The following is a 14,919-nucleotide window of genomic DNA, read 5'->3' as shown; positions in this document are numbered from 1 at the left end:
GCGCCGCAACCCGCCTACGGGCAGGGGGTGAACCCTTGCCGGGCATAGACGCCTTCGCCGACAGACTGTCGAGCTACCTCGGGCCGGACCAGGTCAACCTGGTCCGCCGCGCCTACTACTACGCCGAGCAGGCCCACGACGGGCAACGCCGCCGCAGCGGCGAGCCGTACGTGACCCACCCGCTGGCGGTCTCCAACATCCTCGCCGACATGCACATGGACCATCAGAGCCTGATGGCCGCGATGCTGCACGACGTGATCGAGGACACCGGCATCGCCAAGGAAGCGCTCACCGCGCAGTTCGGCGAGACGGTTTCGGAACTGGTCGACGGGGTCAGCAAGCTGACCCAGATGAACTTCGAGACCAAGGCCGAGGCCCAGGCCGAGAACTTCCAGAAGATGGCCATGGCCATGGCCCGCGATATCCGCGTGATCCTGGTCAAGCTGGCCGACCGCCTGCACAACATGCGCACCCTCGAGGTGCTGTCCGGCGAGAAGCGCCGGCGCATCGCCAAGGAAACCCTGGAAATCTACGCGCCCATCGCCAACCGCCTGGGCATGCACACCATGCGCGTGGAGTTCGAGGACCTCGGTTTCAAGGCCATGCACCCGATGCGCGCCGAGCGCATCCGCCAGGCGGTGAAGAAGGCCCGCGGCAACCGCCGCGAGATCGTCGGCAAGATCCAGGAGTCGCTGGTCAACTGCCTCGCCCGCGAAGGCATGGAAGGCCAGGTGATCGGCCGCGAGAAGCACCTCTACAGCATCTACCAGAAGATGCGCGGCAAGCGTAAGGCGTTCAACGAGATCATGGACGTCTACGCCTTCCGCATCATCGTCGACAAGGTCGATACCTGCTATCGCGTACTGGGCGCCGTGCACAGCCTGTACAAGCCGTTCCCCGGACGCTTCAAGGACTACATCGCGATTCCCAAGGCCAACGGCTACCAGTCGCTGCATACCACCCTGTTCGGCATGCACGGGGTGCCCATCGAGATCCAGATCCGTACCCGCGAGATGGAGGAGATGGCCAACCACGGGATCGCCGCGCACTGGCTGTACAAGTCCAACGACGAGACGCCCAAGGGCACCCATGCCCGCGCCCGGCAATGGGTGAAGGGCGTGCTGGAACTGCAGCAGCGCGCCGGCAACTCGCTGGAATTCATCGAGAACGTGAAGATCGACCTGTTCCCGGACGAGGTCTACGTGTTCACGCCCAAGGGCCGCATCATGGAACTGCCCAAGGGTTCCACCGCGGTCGACTTCGCCTACGCGGTGCACACCGACGTCGGCAACAGTTGCATCGCCTGCCGCATCAACCGCCGCCTGGCGCCGCTCTCCGAGCCGTTGCAGAGCGGCCAGACGGTGGAAATCGTCACCGCCCCGGGCGCCCGGCCGAACCCGGCCTGGCTGAGCTTCGTGGTCACCGGCAAGGCGCGCACCCATATTCGCCATGCGCTCAAGCTGCAACGCCGCTCCGAGTCGATCAACCTCGGCGAGCGCCTGCTGAACAAGACCCTCACCGGCTTCGACAGCCACCTCGAGAAGATTCCCCAGGAACGCATCCAGGCCGTGCTCGCCGAGTACCGCATGGAAGTCTTCGAGGACCTGCTGGAAGAGATCGGCCTGGGCAACCGCATGGCCTACGTGGTCGCCCGCCGCCTGCTGTCCAGCGAGGGCGAGGAAGCGCCGAGCGCCGAGGGTCCGCTGGCGATCCGCGGCACCGAAGGCCTGGTCCTGAGCTACGCCAAGTGCTGCACGCCGATTCCCGGCGACCCGATCGTCGGCCACCTGTCCGCCGGCAAGGGCATGGTGGTGCACCTGGAAAGCTGCAAGAACATCAGCGAAGTACGCCACAACCCGGAAAAATGCATCCAGCTCAGCTGGGCCAAGGATGTCACCGGCGAATTCAATGTCGAACTGCGCGTCGAGCTGGAGCACCAGCGTGGCCTGATCGCCCTGCTCGCCACCAGCGTCAACGCGGCCGACGGCAACATCGAGAAGATCAGCATGGACGAGCGCGACGGTCGCATCAGCGTGGTCCAGCTGGTCGTCAGCGTGCACGATCGCGTCCACCTGGCCCGCGTCATCAAGAAGCTGCGCGCCCTCAAGGGAGTGATCCGGATCACCCGCCTGCGCAGCTGACCCGCTTTTTCCTGTGTCATCCGGCGCCCCCGCGCCCACTCGATTTCAGCAAGGAGTTCCCATGACCAAGACCGTTATCCACACCGACAACGCCCCGGCCGCCATCGGCACCTACTCCCAGGCCATCAAGGCCGGCAATACCGTCTACGTGTCCGGACAGATCCCGCTGGACCCGAAGACCATGGAACTGGTGGAGGGCTTCGAGGAGCAGACCGTCCAGGTGTTCGAGAACCTCAAGGCGGTGATCGAGGCTTCCGGCGGCTACCTGCACGACGTCGCCAAGCTGAACATCTTCCTCACCGACCTGTCGCACTTCGCCAAGGTCAACGAGATCATGGGCCGCTACTTCACCCAGCCCTACCCGGCGCGCGCCGCCATCGGCGTAGCCGCCCTGCCGAAGGGCGCACAGGTGGAAATGGACGCCATCGTCGTCCTCGAATAAGCCGGATGTTCGCGACGGGGCCCAAGGCCCCGTCGCTCTGCATGGAGTAGCACGATGCGCCGCGTGATTTTCCTCGCCGCAGCCGCCACCCTGCTGGCCGGCTGCGCCGGCACGGCCGATCCGTCCGGCACCTGGATCAACCAGGCCGCCATCGACGCCGCGAGCAAGGACGGCAAGCTGCGCGAGGCCCTGCTCGCCTATGGCCCGAACCTGGAATGGAAGCTCGACAGCAAGGCAGGCGAAGCCACCTTCAGCAACGGCTTCGAACTGGGCGAAGGGACCCTGAGCAAGAGCGATGACGAGCACTGGAAGGTTGCCTTCTATGGCGACGACAACCAGGAGAGCCTCGAACTGGACGGCAAGGAGCTGATCCAGCAGGCCAGCGCCAACGGCCCGGAACAGCGTTTCCGCCGTCTCGACCCGCAACCCGCGGCCAACAGCCCTGCCGGCAGCGGTTTCGAGCGGGCCTTGTACGGCAGCTATCTGAAGGGCAGCTGGAAGATCCGCGAAGGCCAGGGCCAGGGCGGCAAGGTCGAGTTCCAGGCCAATGGCCTGGTCAGCGGTCTGCCCGGCGCCGAACGCTACGCGCTGTGCCTGGCCGGCGATTGCGCGGCGATGAGCGGCGACAACGACAGCATCTGGCTGCAACAAGGCAACCGCGGCCGCGAACTGCTGTTCAGCCTCGACGACGACGAGCTGCAACTGTTCGAAGCGGTCAATACCGCCGGCGCCAACGAGATGCCCAGCTACGTGCCCGGCAAGCGCGTCTGGCTGCTGGAGCGCTGACGCCTCTCAGAGGGCGGCCAGCACCAGCCAGCCGCCCAGCGCCAGCAGCAGGACGCCGCACAGCCGGTCCAGCGCACCTACCCGCCGTTGCAACCAGCCGCGCCAGCGCGGCCTGTCCAGCAGGCGCACCAGCGCCATGTCCCAGCACAGCACCGCCAGGCTCATCCACGCCAGGCACAGGGCCAGCGCCCAGCCCGGCAGGCTGAAGCGCGCCAGCACGCCGAACAGCCCCGCATAGAAGATCGGCAGCTTGGGATTCAGGCTGCTCGCCAGCAGGCCGTCGCGCAGCCCGCGCAGATAGCCGCCGCGGGACGGGACGTCGCGCTGCGCCGGCATTTCCAGTCGCCTCTGCGCAAGCAGCGCCTGGCCCGCCAACCAGAGGAAGTACAGTCCGCCGAGCGCCTGCAGCCAGCGCAAGGCGCTGTGCGCCGAGTCCGGCACGCTGGCCAGCAGGCCGAGCACCAGCAGCATGCTCAGGAGGTTGGCCAGGGCGATGCCGGCGGCCACCCCGTCGGCCTGGCGCCGGCCGCGCAGCAGGGCGGCGCGTACCAACAGGAAGAAGTCCGGCCCCGGCGACAGCAGGGCAGCGAAATGGGTACTGGCGACAAGGACGAACGCGGCGAACATGAAGGCCCCTCGAAACGCGAAGGCCTCCAGTCTGTGCAGCGCGGCGGGCGCCGTATTGGAAAAAACTCAGGTCTTGGCGCTGCGCCGGAACTGCCCCGGAGTGACCCCGGTGAAACGCCGGAAGGTCGTGGAGAAGTGCGCCTGGTCGTAGAAGCCGAGGTGCTGGGCGAGTTCCGCCAGCGGCCGTTCTTCCAGCAACAGGCGCTTGGCCTGGCGCACCCGGCATTGCAGTTGGTAGGTATGCGGCGGCACGCCGTAGGCACGCCGGAAAGCCTCGATCAGGTGGCGCGGGTGGCGCTGCAGCAACTGCGCCAGCTGGTCCAGACCGAGCGCCTCGGTGGCATGCGCTTCCAGGTAATCGCGCAGGCGTGCGGTGGTTCCGCCGTCGCGGGGCGCCGCGGCCGCCGGGCGCAAGCCGCCGTGGCGCACGAAGACCTGTTCGAGCAAGGCCAGCAGGCGGCTTTCCAACCCCAATGCGTCGCTGCGCTGGAAGTCCTCGGCCAGTCGCGCCAGGCCAACCGCCACGCTGCCGTCGTCGGCCGGGTTCAGTTCGCGGAAGCCGCGCGGCAACTGTTTGCGGCCGAGCAGGCCGAGCAGGCGCGTTTCCTCGACATAGAGCATCCGGTAGACCAGCCGCTCGGATTCGGCGTGCCCGGTATGCGGCTCTTCCGGGTTCATCAGCGACAGGGTGCCGGCCGGCAGCGCATGGCGCCGCCCGCGGCACTGGTAGCCGCCGACGCCGTGGAGGATCGAGCCGATGGCGAAGGCCGAATGGCTGTGGCGGCCGAACGCCTGGCCGGAGAAGTCCGCATGGAACAGCTCCACGCCAGGCAGCCAGGGACGCGCCAACAACCGGTTGGCAGCCATCAGGCGTCCCCGAGCACCGCCGCATAGCCCTCGCGGTAGCTGGGATAGCGCGGCACCCAGCCGAGCGCCCGGGCGCGGCGGTTGCTGCAACGCTTGCTGCCGGCGCGGCGTACCGAATGTTCGTCGGCCCATTGGCTGACGCCCAGGCGCTGGCGCAGGTAGTCGACCACCTCGTGCATCGCCACGGGCGCGTCGTCGACACCGATGTAGCAGTCCTCCAGCGCCTGGCCGCCGGCATCGGCGCGCAACAGGAAGGCCAGCAGCCCGGCCGCATCGTCGGCGTGGATCCGGTTGGCATACAGCGGCGGCTCGCTGACCACCCGGTAACCCTGGCGCACCTGGTTGAGCAGCCATTCCCGCCCCGGACCGTAGATGCCGGCCAGGCGCACGCGGGTAGCCGGTATCCCGCTGTCCAGCGCGACCTGCTCGGCGTCGAGCATGATCCGTCCGGAATAGGCCTGGGAAAGCGCCGGCGACTCCTCGTCGATCCAGCCGCCATCGGTCTGCGCGTAGACCCCGGTGCTGGAGACGAACAGCAGGCGCCTGGGCCGCTGGCCGTGGGCCTGCAACCAGCCCAGCACATGGCGCAGGCCGTCGACGTAGGCGGCACGGTAGCCAGCCTCGTCGTGCTGACTGGCGGCGGCGCTGTACACCAGGTAGTCGAGCGGCTCGCTCGGCCACTGCGCGGGACACTCCGGAGCCTGCAGATCGCCAGCCACCGGCAGGATCCCCTGCGGCAAGGCGTCCACCGAGCGACGCAGGCCATGGACCCGCCAGCCATCGGCCAGCAGTGCCTCGCCGAGGCGCCCGCCGACATCGCCGCAGCCGGCGATCATCACTGTTTGCGACATGAAGCCGTCTCCTTCCTACAACAAGGCGGGCAGTGTAGGCGTCGAATCGTCTGCAATGCACGCCCGATCATGCCCCCGGAGGTTGGTTCGCGGCGGTGCAGCCGCTATGCTTGGCCGATCTTAACGGATGAGCAGCCATGACCCTCACCGAACTGCGCTACATCGTCACCCTCGCCCAGGAACAACACTTCGGCCGCGCCGCCGAGCGTTGCCACGTCAGCCAACCGACCCTCTCGGTCGGCGTGAAGAAGCTCGAGGACGAGCTGGGGGTGCTGATCTTCGAGCGCAGCAAGAGCGCCGTGCGCCTGACGCCAGTGGGCGAAGGCATCGTCGCCCAGGCGCAGAAGGTCCTCGAACAGGCCCAGGGCATCCGCGAGCTGGCCCAGGCCGGCAAGAACCAGCTGGCCGCGCCGCTGAAGGTCGGCGCCATCTACACCATCGGACCGTACCTGTTCCCGCACCTGATTCCCCAGCTGCACCGGGTCGCGCCGCAGATGCCGCTGTACATCGAGGAGAACTTCACCCATATCCTCCGCGACAAGCTGCGCACCGGCGAACTCGACGCGATCATCATCGCCCTGCCGTTCCAGGAAGCCGACGTCCTGACCAAGCCGCTGTTCGACGAGCCTTTCTATGTGCTGATGCCGGCCGACCACCCCTGGACCGCCAAGGCCAGCATCGATTCCGAGCTGCTCAACGACAAGAGCCTGCTCCTGCTCGGCGAAGGCCACTGCTTCCGCGACCAGGTGCTGGAAGCCTGCCCGACCGTGCGCAAGGGCGACGAGAACAAGCACACCACGGTGGAGTCCTCGTCGCTGGAGACCATCCGCCACATGGTCGCCTCCGGACTGGGCGTCTCGGTGCTGCCGTTCTCCGCGGTGGACAGCCACCACTACGCCCCGGGCGTCATCGAAGTGCGCCCGTTCAGCGCTCCGGTGCCGTTCCGTACCGTTGCCATCGCCTGGCGCGCCAGTTTCCCGCGTCCACGCGCCATCGAAGTGCTGGCCGACTCGATCCGCCTGTGCTCGGTGGCCCGCCCGCAAACCCAGGAACAACCGCAAATCGCATGACCGAGCTGTCCAGGGTCCCGGTCACCGCGCTAAAGGGCGTAGGCGCCGCGCTGGCGGAGAAGCTCGCTCGGGTAGGCCTGGAAACCCTGCAGGACATCCTGTTCCACCTGCCCCTGCGCTACCAGGACCGTACCCGCGTCACCGCCATCGGCGCCCTGCGGCCAGGGGCCGACGCGGTGGTCGAGGGCGTGGTGGCCGGCGCCGACGTGGTGATGGGGCGCCGCCGCAGCCTGCTGGTGCGCCTGCAGGACGGCAGCGGCACCCTGAGCCTGCGCTTCTACCATTTCAGCCAGGCGCAGAAGGACGGCCTGAAGCGCGGCACCCACCTGCGCTGCTACGGCGAAGTCCGGCCGGGTGCATCGGGCCTGGAGATCTACCATCCGGAATACCGCGCGCTGAACGGCGACGAACCGATTCCGGTGGAGCAGACCCTGACGCCGATCTACCCGACTACCGAAGGACTCACCCAGCAGCGCCTGCGCCAGTTGAGCCAACAGGCCCTGGCCATGCTCGGTCCCAGCAGCCTGCCCGACTGGCTACCGGCGGAACTGGCCCGCGATTATCAACTTGGCCCGCTCGATCAGGCGATCCGCTACCTGCACCGGCCGCCGCCGGATGCCGACATCGAGGAACTGGCCGAAGGCCGGCACTGGGCGCAGTTGCGCCTGGCCTTCGAAGAACTGCTGACCCACCAGTTATCCCTGCAGCGCCTGCGCGAAGCCGTGCGTTCGCAGGCAGCGCCGCGCTTGCCGGCGGCCAGCCGCTTGCCGAAACGCTTCCTTGCCAACCTCGGCTTCCAGCCAACCGGCGCGCAACGCCGGGTCGGCGCGGAGATCGCCTACGACCTGGCCCAGGACGAACCGATGCTGCGCCTGGTGCAAGGCGACGTCGGCGCCGGCAAGACCGTGGTCGCCGCCCTCGCCGCCCTGCAAGCCATAGAGGCCGGCTACCAGGTGGCGCTGATGGCGCCGACCGAGATCCTCGCCGAGCAGCATTTCCTCAACTTCAGCAAGTGGCTCCAGCCGCTGGACATCGAAGTCGCCTGGCTGGCCGGCAAGCTCAAGGGCAAGGCCCGCGCGGCGGCACTGGAACGCATCGGCGACGGCGCGCCGATGGTGGTCGGCACCCACGCGCTGTTCCAGGATGAAGTGAAATTCAAGCGCCTTGCACTGGCGATCATCGACGAACAGCACCGCTTCGGCGTGCAGCAGCGCCTGGCCCTGCGCCAGAAGGGCGTGGACGGCAGGCTCTGCCCGCACCAGTTGATCATGACCGCCACGCCGATCCCGCGGACCCTGGCGATGAGCGCCTATGCCGACCTCGACACCTCGATCCTCGACGAGCTGCCGCCCGGGCGTACCCCGGTGAATACCGTGCTGGTGGCCGACAGCCGCCGTATCGAGGTGATCGAGCGAGTCCGCGCGGCTTGCCGCGAAGGGCGCCAGGCCTACTGGGTGTGTACCCTGATCGAAGAGTCCGAGGAGCTTACCTGCCAGGCCGCCGAGACCACCTACGAAGAGCTTTCCTCGGCGCTGGGCGAACTGCGTGTCGGCCTGATCCACGGGCGCATGAAGCCGGCGGACAAGGCCGTGGTGATGGAGGCCTTCAAGGAAGGCATGTTGCAACTGCTGGTGGCGACCACGGTGATCGAGGTCGGCGTCGACGTGCCCAACGCCAGTCTGATGATCATCGAGAACCCCGAGCGCCTTGGCCTGGCCCAACTGCACCAGTTGCGCGGCCGGGTTGGCCGGGGCAGCGCCGCCAGCCACTGCGTGCTGCTCTACCACCCACCGCTGTCGCAGATCGGCCGCGAGCGGCTGGGCATCATGCGCGAAACCAGCGACGGCTTCGTCATCGCCGAGAAGGACCTGGAATTGCGCGGCCCCGGCGAAATGCTCGGCACCCGCCAGACCGGCCTGCTGCAATTCAAGGTCGCCGACCTGATGCGCGACGCAGACCTGCTGCCGGCGGTCCGCGATGCCGCCCAATCCCTCCTGGCGCACTGGCCGCAGCATGTCAGCCCGCTGCTCGAACGGTGGTTGCGCCACGGCCAGCAATACGGTCAAGTGTGATCTATTTCGCTCTCGCTGACCGGCGTAGGTCTCAGTCTTGAAGCAGCTCTGGTTATACTGAGGGAAAATCCAGCTCGCATGGTCTCGTCATGACAGAAGCCGCCCTGGCCTCCGCCGATGCTCCTCACGCCCCCCAGGTCATCCTCCAGCTGCTCGCCAAGCTAGGCATCGCCTGCCGCGAGGTCAGCGACAGCGCGGAGCTGCCTGCCGCCCGCCGGGTCCAGGCGGTGCTGCTGGACGACGCCGTCGGCACCCTGCTGGTGCTGTTCCCGCAGAGCCAGTTGCTGGACCTCGCCCGGCTCACCGAACTGACCGGCCGCAAGCTGCTGGCGATCGAGCCCGAGCGCCTGGAACGAATGCTCGGCAAGCACGAGTTGCACCGCCTGCCGGCGTTGCCGCCCCTGACCAGTTCGCCCTGCCTGTACGACGAGCGCCTGTTGCAGGAACCGCGCCTGCTGATCGAGTCCGGCCAGCCCGGCATCCTCCTGGAGATCGCCAGCAACGACTTCCGCGGCCTGCTGGGCAAGGCCAGCGCCGCGCGCTTCGGCGAACCGCTGGAAAATATCAACCTGAACCTTGACCGCCCGGACGACGACCGCGCGGAAATCAGCCAGGCCGTGCAGGCCTTCACCGCCCGGCGCATCCAGCAGCGCCTGGAGCAGACCATCGAGATTCCACCGCTGCCGCAGACGGCGCAGAAGATCATCAAGCTGCGGGTCGACCCCAACGCCAGCGTCGACGACATCACCGGCCTGGTGGAAACCGATCCGGCGCTCGCCGCCCAGGTGGTCAGTTGGGCGGCCTCGCCCTACTACGCCGCGCCGGGCAAGATCCGCTCGGTGGAAGACGCGATCGTCCGCGTCCTCGGTTTCGACCTGGTGATCAACCTGGCCCTCGGCCTCGCCCTGGGCAAGAGCCTGAGCCTGCCCAAGGACCAGCCGCAGCAGGCCACGCCCTACTGGCAGCAGGCGATCTACACCGCCGCGGTGATCGAGGGCCTGACCCGCGCCATGCCACGCGAACTGCGCCCGGAGTCCGGCCTGAGCTACCTGGGCGGCCTGCTGCACAATTTCGGCTACCTGGTCCTGGCGCATGTCTTCCCGCCGCATTTCTCGCTGATCTGCCGGCACCTGGAGGTCAACCCGCACCTCGGCCATGCCTACATCGAACAGCACCTGCTGGGGATCACCCGCGAGCAGATCGGCGCCTGGCTGATGCGCGTCTGGGACATGCCTGACGACCTCTATTGCGCCCTGCGCTTCCAGCAGGACCCCAGCTACACCGGGCCGAACGCGGTCTACGCCAACCTGATCTGCCTGACCAACCGGTTGCTGCGCAACAGCGGCATCGGCGATGGCCCGCAGCAAGCGATTCCGGCGGCATTGTACGAGCGCCTGGGGATCACCCCGGAGAAGGCCGGGGACGCCGTGAAAAAGGTGCTGGAAGCGGAAGCGGCCCTGCGCGAACTGGCGGCCCAGTTCAATCGCTTGCCGGGATGACCGGGTAGTCCGCCGCGAAACGCACTACCGAAAGGCTGCGGCCGCAGCCCGGATGAGATCGAAAGCCGCCCTCAGGCGGCTTTCTTCTCCGGAGCCTTCTTCTTCGGCTTGAGGTACTTCACCAGACCCTGGAACCAGATCACCAGCGCCGGATTGCCCTGTATCTGGATGTCCTTGTTCTGGATGCCCTGCATGAAGGCCAACTGCGGGTTCTTCGAAGTCATCGCGGCGAAACCGTAGGCTCCGTCCTTGAACCCCAGGGAAAATGCCGGTTGCGGATGGGTACCGCGCTTGCTGCTGACGCGCAGGTCCCTGACCCGATAGTGGCGCGCCACCTTGCCATCGAGGGTATGCAACTGGAACACCAGGTCCTTGCCCTCGAGCTGCTTCTGGAAAGCGGGATTGTCGCGGCTGGCCTTGGCCATCAGGCGACCAAGCATCCACAGGAGAAGACGAAATTTCATGCACGCGCCTCGATATCCGGGGAGATGAGCGGCGCATTGTAGCTGTTCGCGAGGAGGACTACAGCTGTCCTTTCGATGAGCGCGGAAGCGTCTTCGACGAAGCCCGGAGCCGCTCTGACTCCGGGCTCTCGGCGGTCAGTTGACCGCGTCGCGCAGGGCCTTGCCCGGCTTGAAGGCGACGGTGTTGCTGGCCTTGATCTTCACCGGCTGGCCGGTCTGCGGGTTCTTCCCCGTGCGGGCTCCGCGATGGCGTTGCAGGAAGGTGCCGAAACCGACCAGGGTCACGCTGTCCTTGCGGTTCAGCGCGCCGGTGATTTCATCCAACAGGGCGTTGAGAACGCGATTGGCCTGTTCCTTGGTGAGATCGGCCTTTTCGGCGATAGCGGCGGCTAGTTCTGGTTTACGCATAGTTGCCTCTTTGACGGTTTGTTGTTTTTGTGTCCGTGCTGTCTTCCCAGCAGCGCTCAAAGGCACCGCAGTCCACCGGAACCATAGGCTCTAGACTGCGGTAGACGCGATGGAGGATGGCATGCTCCCGAGGACTGCGCCAGTATCGTCCGACAATTTTGCCGCAAGTCTCGACGGCATAACGGCCGGAACCAATGGCATTCAAGCCATGAGGCCGGGTAACTCTTTGTTCAGGGCCAATTTTTCGTTCACCGCCGCTCCGGTCAGGGCGTAACCGATCACTCGACCAGCGGTATCCCGGCACAGGACCTTGAGGTCCGTTCCAGAGCCTTCCACTAGCCATTGGCCATCCATTCCGCGCGGCGGCGGCGACACCACCAGCGGGCAGGCCGGGGTCTTCACCGTCACCGGCATGGGACCGTAGGCCACCTGGCTGGGGTTGCCGGCGAGGGTCTGCGCCAGCGCGCGTGCGCAGGCCATCAGCGGCATCACATAGAGCAGGTTGAGGCCGTCCACTTCGGCGCAGTCGCCCAGCGCGTAGATGTTGGCGTGGGAGGTGCGCAGCGAGCGATCGACGACGATCCCGCGGTTGACCGCCAGCCCGGCGGCGAAGGCCAGTTCGGTGCGCGGACGCAGGCCGACGGCGGAGACCACCAGGTCGCAGGGAATCACCTCGCCATCCGAAAGATGCGCTTCCAGCCCCTCGCCGGCCTTCTTCAGGCTGGCCAGCACCGGCCCCAGGTGGAAGCGCACGCCAAGGCCTTCCAGGCCGGCCTGCACGGCCTTTGCCGCGGCCGGGTGGAGCAGGCCCGGCATGACCTGCTCGCAAGGCGCCACCACGTCGAGCTGGTAGCCGCCGCTGGAGAGGTCGTTGGCGAATTCGCAACCGATCAGCCCCGCACCGAGCAGCAGTACCCGGCGCTTGCCGGCAGCCGCCTGGCGGAAGCGCGCGTAGTCTTCCAGATCGTTGATCGGGTAGAGCGCGTCCTGGGCATCGCCCTCGACCGGCACCCGGATCGGCTCCGCGCCCCAGGCCAGGACCAGGTCGCGATAACGCACCTCTTCCTCGCCGATCCAGATCCGCTGATGGCCCGGATCGATACCGGTGACCCGGGTATGGGTCAGGATGCGCGCGTTCAGTTGCTCGGCCATGGCGCCCGGTTCGGCCATGGCCAGGCCGTCGGCGTCCTTGTTCTTCGAGAAGCCGGTGGAGAGCATCGGCTTGGAATAGGAACGGCCGTCGTCGGCGGTGATCATCAGCAGCGGCGTCTCGCTGTCCAGCTTGCGCCACTCGCGGGCCAGGTTGTAGCCCGCCAGGCCGGTTCCGATGATTACCAGGGGCGCACGCTCGCTCATTTCCGTTCCTCTGTGATTGCCGGCGCCGGGCGCCGCTTCTGTGGATTTCGCTCAGGCGATCTCGATCATCTCGAAATCGATCTTGCCGACACCGCAGTCCGGGCAGACCCAGTCCGCTGGGATGTCCTCCCAACGGGTTCCCGCCGGAATGCCTTCTTCGGGCAGGCCCAGGGCTTCGTCGTAGATGAAGCCGCAGACCACGCATTGCCACTTGCGCATAGCCACCCTCCTCGTTCGTCGAACCTAGCTCAGCGTCGGTGGCCGGCCAACGGCAAGGCTGCCGGGCGTTCCCGGCAGGACAGTCAATGACCGGACCCAAGCCCCAAGGATAACCCCTGGACGGCCGCTGGCCAGGCATGAAAAAAGGCGGCCAGGGCCGCCTTCTTCGCCGGCGAGCGGGGCTCAGCCGATTTCGATCATCTCGAAGTCCAGCTTGCCGACGCCGCAGTCGGGGCACAGCCAGTCTTCAGGCACGTCTTCCCAGCGCGTTCCCGCCTCGATGCCTTCTTCCGGCCAGCCTTTGGCCTCGTCATAGATCAGTCCACACACCACGCATTGCCACTTCTTCATTGTTTACCTCGGGCGGGTTACCACGGTTCAGCGCCGGCAACCTATAACAAATCCACCCTGTCCGCCAACCTGCCCGAAAGGCAAGGTGGTGCCGAACGGGCCAACCAAAGATGGGTGGTGCCCACCGGTCGCCTCACAGCCCCTCGGCTCCGATCCGCGCCACCTGGGCGTCCTCTTCGGCGCGTACGCCGGAAACCCCGACCGCGCCGACCACCTGTCCGTCCACCAGGATCGGCACACCGCCCTCCAGGGTGGCCTGCAGCAGCGGCACCGAGAGGAAGGCACTGCGTCCGCCGTTGATCATGTCCTCGTAGCGCTTCGTTTCCCGGCGCCCGAGGGCGGCGCTGCGGGCCTTTTCCGTCGCGATGTAGGCACCGATCGGCGCGCAGCCGTCGAGGCGCTCCAGCGCCAGCGGGTGGCCGCCGTCGTCGACCACCGCGATGCTCACCGCCCAGCCTTGGCGCTGTGCCTCCTCGCGGGCCGCGCCAAGGACGCGGGCGACCTCCTCGCGGCCGAGTACCGGCTTGCTGTGCATGGTTTCACTCTCCTCTGGGCAAGGCCTGGTCGAGCAGCTCGATCCAGTGGCGTACCGGGGTCCGTCCGGCCCCGTCGAGATGGGCCTGGCAACCGACGTTGGCCGTGGCGATGACATCCGGCGCGCCGCTTTCCAGGGCGTCCAGGCGGTTGTCGCGCAGACGCCGGGACAGCGCCGGCTGGGTCAGCGAGTAGGTGCCGGCGGACCCGCAGCAGAGATGACCGTCGGCCACCTCGGTGAGATGGAAGCCCAGTCGCCGCAGCACCGCCTCCACGGCCCCGCCCAGTCGTTGCGCGTGCTGCAGTGTGCATGGGCAGTGGAACGCCAGGCGCTGGTCGCAGCGCAGGCCGAGGGACTCCAGCGGCTCGTCGCGAAGCACTTCCACCAGGTCGCGGGCAGCGGCGGCGACCTCGCGCGCCTTGTCCGCGTACCGTGGGTCGTCGCGCAGCAGGTAGGCGTAGTCCTTGACGAAGGCGCCGCAGCCGCTGGCGGTCTGCACGATGGCCTCGGCACCCTCGCGCAGCAACGGCCACCAGGCGTCGATATTGCGCCGCGCGCGCTGGCGGCCGCGCTCCTGCGCATCCAGGTGGAAATCCAGCGCGCCGCAGCAGCCGGCCGCGGCCGCCGGCGTCACGCTGATTCCCAGGCGGTCCAGAACCCGCGCGGCGGCGGCGTTGGTGTTCGGCGACAGCGCCGGCTGCACGCAACCTTCGAGCAGCAGCACGCGCCGCGCATGCCGGGGCTGCGGCCGCCTGCCCGGCGCCGCGACCCGACGTGGCAGCTTGCCCTGCATCGCCTCAGGCAGCAGAGGCCTCAGCCGCCCGGCAGCGCCGGCCAGCGCGCCGAACAACCCCGGACGCGGGGCCAGCAGGCGCAGCCCGTCGCGCAGCAGGCGTTGCCGGAAGCCGCGCGGCAGGCGTTCGGCGAGGAGGTCGCGGCCGATATCCAGCAGCTTGTGGTACTCGACTCCGGACGGGCAGGTGGTTTCGCAGTTGCGGCAGCTCAGGCAGCGATCGAGGTGCAGGCGGGTGCGCTCGCTGGCCTCGTCGCGCTCGAGGAACTGCTTGATCAGGTAGATCCGTCCGCGCGGGCCGTCGAGTTCGTCGCCCAGCTCCTGGTAGGTCGGGCAGGTGGCGTTGCAGAAACCGCAGTGCACGCAGCTGCGCAGGATGCGCTCGGCTTCGGCAGCCTCGGCGCGTTGCCGGGCGGAATCGCAGAGGTTGGTTTGCAT

General features: G+C 67.6%; 16 protein-coding genes. 6 read left to right on the top strand and 10 right to left on the bottom strand.

The features are described 5' to 3' along the window. The first annotated feature begins 35 nt into the window (after nucleotides 1–35). The 3 genes from spoT to LT948_RS29650 all read left to right on the top strand — a co-directional run bounded on the left by spoT (nucleotide 36) and on the right by LT948_RS29650 (nucleotide 3,369). A complete protein-coding gene (gene spoT, locus LT948_RS29660) occupies nucleotides 36–2,141 on the top strand; it encodes a bifunctional GTP diphosphokinase/guanosine-3',5'-bis pyrophosphate 3'-pyrophosphohydrolase (protein WP_003096603.1) in 2,106 nt (701 codons plus the stop codon). A gap of 61 nt (nucleotides 2,142–2,202) precedes the next feature. Beyond that, the gene (locus LT948_RS29655) at nucleotides 2,203–2,583 is read left to right on the top strand and encodes a RidA family protein (protein WP_003096609.1); all 381 of its coding nucleotides are present in this window, start codon (nucleotides 2,203–2,205) and stop codon (nucleotides 2,581–2,583) included. Nucleotides 2,584–2,637: 54 nt separating this feature from the next. After that, entirely contained in the window at nucleotides 2,638–3,369 is a 732-nt protein-coding gene (locus LT948_RS29650) for a hypothetical protein (RefSeq protein WP_003096611.1), read from the top strand. A gap of 6 nt (nucleotides 3,370–3,375) precedes the next feature. Here LT948_RS29650 and LT948_RS29645 read toward each other — a convergent pair whose 3' ends face one another. From LT948_RS29645 to LT948_RS29635, 3 genes are all read right to left on the bottom strand, one after another. Continuing rightward, nucleotides 3,376–3,996, bottom strand: a complete 621-nt coding sequence (locus tag LT948_RS29645) for a LysE family translocator (protein WP_003096613.1) — start codon at nucleotides 3,994–3,996, stop codon at nucleotides 3,376–3,378. 66 nt (nucleotides 3,997–4,062) lie between these two features. Further along, nucleotides 4,063–4,863 (bottom strand): AraC family transcriptional regulator, encoded by an 801-nt coding sequence (locus LT948_RS29640; protein ID WP_033996189.1) that lies wholly within the window; start codon nucleotides 4,861–4,863, stop codon nucleotides 4,063–4,065. Further along, on the bottom strand, nucleotides 4,863–5,714 hold the full coding sequence (locus LT948_RS29635; protein ID WP_003096618.1) for an SDR family oxidoreductase: 852 nt from the start codon (nucleotides 5,712–5,714) through the stop codon (nucleotides 4,863–4,865). Before LT948_RS29635 ends, LT948_RS29640 begins: the two co-directional genes overlap by 1 nt. A 137-nt stretch (nucleotides 5,715–5,851) precedes the next feature. Here LT948_RS29635 and oxyR point away from each other — a divergent pair, with 137 nt between their 5' ends. The 3 genes from oxyR to LT948_RS29620 all read left to right on the top strand — a co-directional run bounded on the left by oxyR (nucleotide 5,852) and on the right by LT948_RS29620 (nucleotide 10,355). Then, nucleotides 5,852–6,784 carry an oxidative stress transcriptional regulator OxyR gene (gene oxyR, locus LT948_RS29630; protein ID WP_003096622.1) on the top strand — a complete coding sequence of 311 codons (933 nt, stop codon included), beginning with the start codon at nucleotides 5,852–5,854 and terminating at the stop codon, nucleotides 6,782–6,784. Continuing rightward, nucleotides 6,781–8,856 carry an ATP-dependent DNA helicase RecG gene (recG, locus tag LT948_RS29625; protein WP_003096624.1) on the top strand — a complete coding sequence of 692 codons (2,076 nt, stop codon included), beginning with the start codon at nucleotides 6,781–6,783 and terminating at the stop codon, nucleotides 8,854–8,856. Before oxyR ends, recG begins: the two co-directional genes overlap by 4 nt. Before the next feature lie 89 nt (nucleotides 8,857–8,945). After that, on the top strand, nucleotides 8,946–10,355 hold the full coding sequence (locus tag LT948_RS29620; protein WP_003136268.1) for an aminoacyl-tRNA deacylase and HDOD domain-containing protein: 1,410 nt from the start codon (nucleotides 8,946–8,948) through the stop codon (nucleotides 10,353–10,355). Nucleotides 10,356–10,426: 71 nt separating this feature from the next. Here the strand turns inward: LT948_RS29620 and LT948_RS29615 are convergent, their stop codons facing one another. The 7 genes from LT948_RS29615 to glcF all read right to left on the bottom strand — a co-directional run bounded on the left by LT948_RS29615 (nucleotide 10,427) and on the right by glcF (nucleotide 14,919). Next, nucleotides 10,427–10,819, bottom strand: coding sequence for a hypothetical protein (locus LT948_RS29615; RefSeq protein ID WP_033996191.1), 393 nt, complete (start codon nucleotides 10,817–10,819; stop codon nucleotides 10,427–10,429). Between the two features lie 135 nt (nucleotides 10,820–10,954). Continuing rightward, nucleotides 10,955–11,227 carry an HU family DNA-binding protein gene (locus tag LT948_RS29610; protein WP_003096630.1) on the bottom strand — a complete coding sequence of 91 codons (273 nt, stop codon included), beginning with the start codon at nucleotides 11,225–11,227 and terminating at the stop codon, nucleotides 10,955–10,957. A gap of 201 nt (nucleotides 11,228–11,428) precedes the next feature. Continuing rightward, on the bottom strand, nucleotides 11,429–12,583 hold the full coding sequence (gene alkT / locus LT948_RS29605; protein ID WP_003098326.1) for a rubredoxin-NAD(+) reductase AlkT: 1,155 nt from the start codon (nucleotides 12,581–12,583) through the stop codon (nucleotides 11,429–11,431). A 51-nt stretch (nucleotides 12,584–12,634) separates the two neighbouring features. Next, nucleotides 12,635–12,802 (bottom strand): rubredoxin, encoded by a 168-nt coding sequence (locus LT948_RS29600; RefSeq protein WP_003098329.1) that lies wholly within the window; start codon nucleotides 12,800–12,802, stop codon nucleotides 12,635–12,637. A gap of 183 nt (nucleotides 12,803–12,985) precedes the next feature. Then, the gene (locus LT948_RS29595; protein WP_003098330.1) at nucleotides 12,986–13,153 is read right to left on the bottom strand and encodes a rubredoxin; all 168 of its coding nucleotides are present in this window, start codon (nucleotides 13,151–13,153) and stop codon (nucleotides 12,986–12,988) included. Between the two features lie 133 nt (nucleotides 13,154–13,286). Then, nucleotides 13,287–13,688: a heme-binding protein gene (locus LT948_RS29590; RefSeq protein ID WP_003096637.1), complete on the bottom strand. Its 402-nt coding sequence runs from the start codon at nucleotides 13,686–13,688 to the stop codon at nucleotides 13,287–13,289. Between the two features lie 4 nt (nucleotides 13,689–13,692). Further along, entirely contained in the window at nucleotides 13,693–14,919 is a 1,227-nt protein-coding gene (gene glcF / locus LT948_RS29585; RefSeq protein WP_023107417.1) for a glycolate oxidase subunit GlcF, read from the bottom strand.

The sequence above is a fragment of the Pseudomonas sp. CP-1 genome (assembly GCF_021213715.1).
Classification (GTDB): Bacteria; Pseudomonadota; Gammaproteobacteria; order Pseudomonadales; family Pseudomonadaceae; genus Pseudomonas; species Pseudomonas aeruginosa.
This window is presented reverse-complemented; position numbering and strand designations above follow the sequence as displayed.